Origin of the sequence: Sphingomonas sp. (assembly GCF_964263785.1) — a bacterium.
Classification (GTDB): Bacteria; Pseudomonadota; Alphaproteobacteria; order Sphingomonadales; family Sphingomonadaceae; genus Sphingomonas.
Genome location: NZ_CAXVWL010000066.1, coordinates 1 through 2,604, shown reverse-complemented (window position 1 = coordinate 2,604; position 2,604 = coordinate 1). Strand labels below are relative to the sequence as shown.

The 2,604-nt window shown below is 66.7% G+C and carries 4 protein-coding genes; all 4 read left to right on the top strand.

The features are described from left to right. The coding region (locus ACE5C1_RS08990) for a hypothetical protein (RefSeq protein ID WP_374943729.1) at positions 1–234 on the top strand (234 nt) is incomplete at its 5' end. Next, on the top strand, positions 231–1,013 hold the full coding sequence (locus ACE5C1_RS08985) for an SDR family oxidoreductase (protein WP_374943728.1): 783 nt from the start codon (positions 231–233) through the stop codon (positions 1,011–1,013). The genes ACE5C1_RS08990 and ACE5C1_RS08985, both read left to right, overlap by 4 nt. 80 nt (positions 1,014–1,093) lie before the next feature. After that, complete coding sequence (locus ACE5C1_RS08980) at positions 1,094–1,903, top strand: glycosidase (protein WP_374943727.1); 810 nt, start codon at positions 1,094–1,096, stop codon at positions 1,901–1,903. Positions 1,904–1,985: 82 nt separating this feature from the next. Then, the gene (locus ACE5C1_RS08975) at positions 1,986–2,312 is read left to right on the top strand and encodes a hypothetical protein (protein ID WP_374943726.1); all 327 of its coding nucleotides are present in this window, start codon (positions 1,986–1,988) and stop codon (positions 2,310–2,312) included. The last annotated feature ends 292 nt before the right edge of the window (positions 2,313–2,604 follow it).

Below are 2,604 nucleotides of genomic sequence, written 5' to 3'. Positions count from 1 at the left end.
CGGCCGACGCTGATCGTCTCCGCCCCCGAAGCGATGGTCGACGAAGCGGGCGCGAAGGACAGCCTGTCCGACCTGGACGGCGCCGCGCACGCGGCCTACGGGCTGGAGGGCACGCCCGCGCTCGTGCTGGTCCGCCCCGACGGGCACATCGCCTTCCGCGGGTCGGCGAGCAGGACGGACCTGCTGCAACGTTATTGCGAGAAGACGTTCGCGCATCCGGCGAAGGCGGCATGACCGTCGCTGGCATGCTGTCCGGAAGAGTCGCGGCCGTGACAGGCGGCGAATCGGGCATCGGCGCCGCGTGCGCGCTGGCGCTGGCCGAGACGGGGGCGGACATCGCGCTGCTCGTTCATGCCGATGGAGACGCCGCCGTTAAGGTGGAAGGCGGCATCGTCTCGCACGGTCGCCGTGCGACCCGGGTCGTCGTCGACGTGGGCGAGGAGGCGCAGGTCGGCTCGGCGTTCGATGCGGTGCGCGGGTCGCTGGGCATTCCCGACATCCTGGTCAACTCGGCCGGGCTTAACCAGTCCGGCGTGCCTGTCGTCGACATGGACCTGGCGCAATGGGAGCAGCTGCTGCGCGCCGACCTGACGGGTAGCTTTCTCACCTCCCGCCGCTTTGTTCGCGACCTTCGCGCGAGCGGCGATTCCGGCGCGATCATCAATATCACGTCGATCCACGCCTTTGCCATGCGGAGCGGCGCGGCGGATTACACGGCGGCGAAGGGTGGGCAGGCCAACCTTACCAGGACGATGGCGCTCGAATGCGCGCCGCTTGGCATCACGGTGAACGCGATCGCGCCCGGCATGATCCTGACGCCGATGAACGCCGAGGCCGAGGACCCGGTGCGGCGGGCCGAGATGGAACGGGCGATCCCCGCGGGCCGGGCGGGCAGGCCGGAGGAGATCGGCCGGCTCGCCGCGTTCCTCGTTTCGCGCGGCTCGTCCTACATCACCGGGGCCACGATTGTGATCGACGGTGGGCTCTCCCTGCTTATGGGGCAGGGCGCCTGACCGTGGCGGATCGGTTCAGGGTGGAGCGGGTAGAGGCGCTCCGGTTCAGTGGACCTGATGACTTCACCCGATGCGAGCTGATGAGCCCCTACGTCTGGCGCCATCTCGACGGTTCGTTGGGGGTGCTCGTGCGCGCGGTGCCGGGTGACGACGCCAGCACCGGCAGCATATGGTACGGCCGCAGCGGTGATGGGTTGTCGTTCGAGGTCGAAGACAGACCCGTCCTGTCGCCCGATGTCGACGGTCCCGACGCGAACGGGTGCGAGGATCCGACCGCCATCCTCCACGGGGGCGAGTTGATCGTCTTTTACACCGGCGTGGACGCGAACGGGGACGGCCACCTGCTCTGGGCGTCGGGTGCGGACGTGCGGGCGCTGGAAAAGCGCGGCGTGGCGGCGAAAGCGTTCCGCGGCGAGCGCGACATCAAGGAGGCGGAGGTCGCGGTCCGTGATGGCCGCTGGACGATGGGCTATGAATATGCGCGCGGCGAGGCGTCGCTGATCGGTTATGCCGAGGGTGACGGACCCGCAGGTCCCTGGCGCGAGACCAAGCACGGCTTCGGCGCGCGCGCCGACCGGTTCGATTCCTGGCACCTGTCGCCGGGTCCGATGCTGCTGGAAGATCCCGATTACCCCATCATGTTCTACAACGGCGCGACGCGCGACGGCGTCTGGGGGATTGGCTGGGTCGTGTTCGACCATCCGAACAACCACGTACTCGATCGCTGCGCGGAACCGCTGATCGCGCCGCCCGGCGAGGAGGGGGGCCGGAATTTGGCGTTCGCCGCGTCCTTGATCGACGAGGGCAATCGCGTGCGGCTCTATTTCTCTTATAACGACCGTAGCTGCCATTGCGCCATTATCGAACGGAGAGGGGATGACGGTTGGTGACTTTCTCCCTCGTCCTGATCGGCCGACCGTGATTCCGACTGACCCCGTTTCCGACATCATCTCTCGCCTCAGGGAGCCTAGTTTGACCACTCTCGATCCAGGCAATGATTATTTCACGATGATCAACGCCTTCGAGGTCGATCCCGAGAATGCCGAAAGATTGGTGGACGTCCTGCAACGGGCGTCGGGCCGATCAGCAAGCTGCCCGGCTTCGTCTCCGCAAACCTCCATCTGTCGCTCGACCGCAAGCGCGTGGTCAATTACGTCCAGTGGCGCACCCGCGCACTTCGAGGCGATGCAGAAGAACCCGGACGCGCAGCCCCACATGAGGGAGGCCGCCGATCTGGCAAAATCCTTCGAGCCGGTCTCCTATGCGCTGCGTCACGTGATCGATCTGACGGACTCTTGATCGCAGGGAGGGCGCGCTCGCCTCAGGTGTGACCGCCCATGCGGCGGGGCCTGATCCCGCTGATGGCTGCATCAGGCTATGGGCCGATCGATCACGTCCGCCGCCCCGATCGAGACCGGAAACCCTGATCGATGATCATTCGGGTCGGGGTGTCGTCGCCTTTGCAAGCTGGTTCAGCATGAAGGACGGCGCGGCGCGGCTCATGAACTTGAGGACGTTGCTCAAACCCGGCCTGATCTCCTTTTTTCCCGCGGCCAGCGCCGAAATGGCCCGGTCCGCCAAGACGTCCAGT

Coding starts and splice junctions, on each gene's coding strand:
- ACE5C1_RS08980 (WP_374943727.1), top strand. CDS start 1,094: ATGAGCCCCTACGTCTGGCGCCATCTCGACGGTTCGTTGGGGGTGCTC.
- ACE5C1_RS08985 (WP_374943728.1), top strand. CDS start 231: ATGACCGTCGCTGGCATGCTGTCCGGAAGAGTCGCGGCCGTGACAGGC.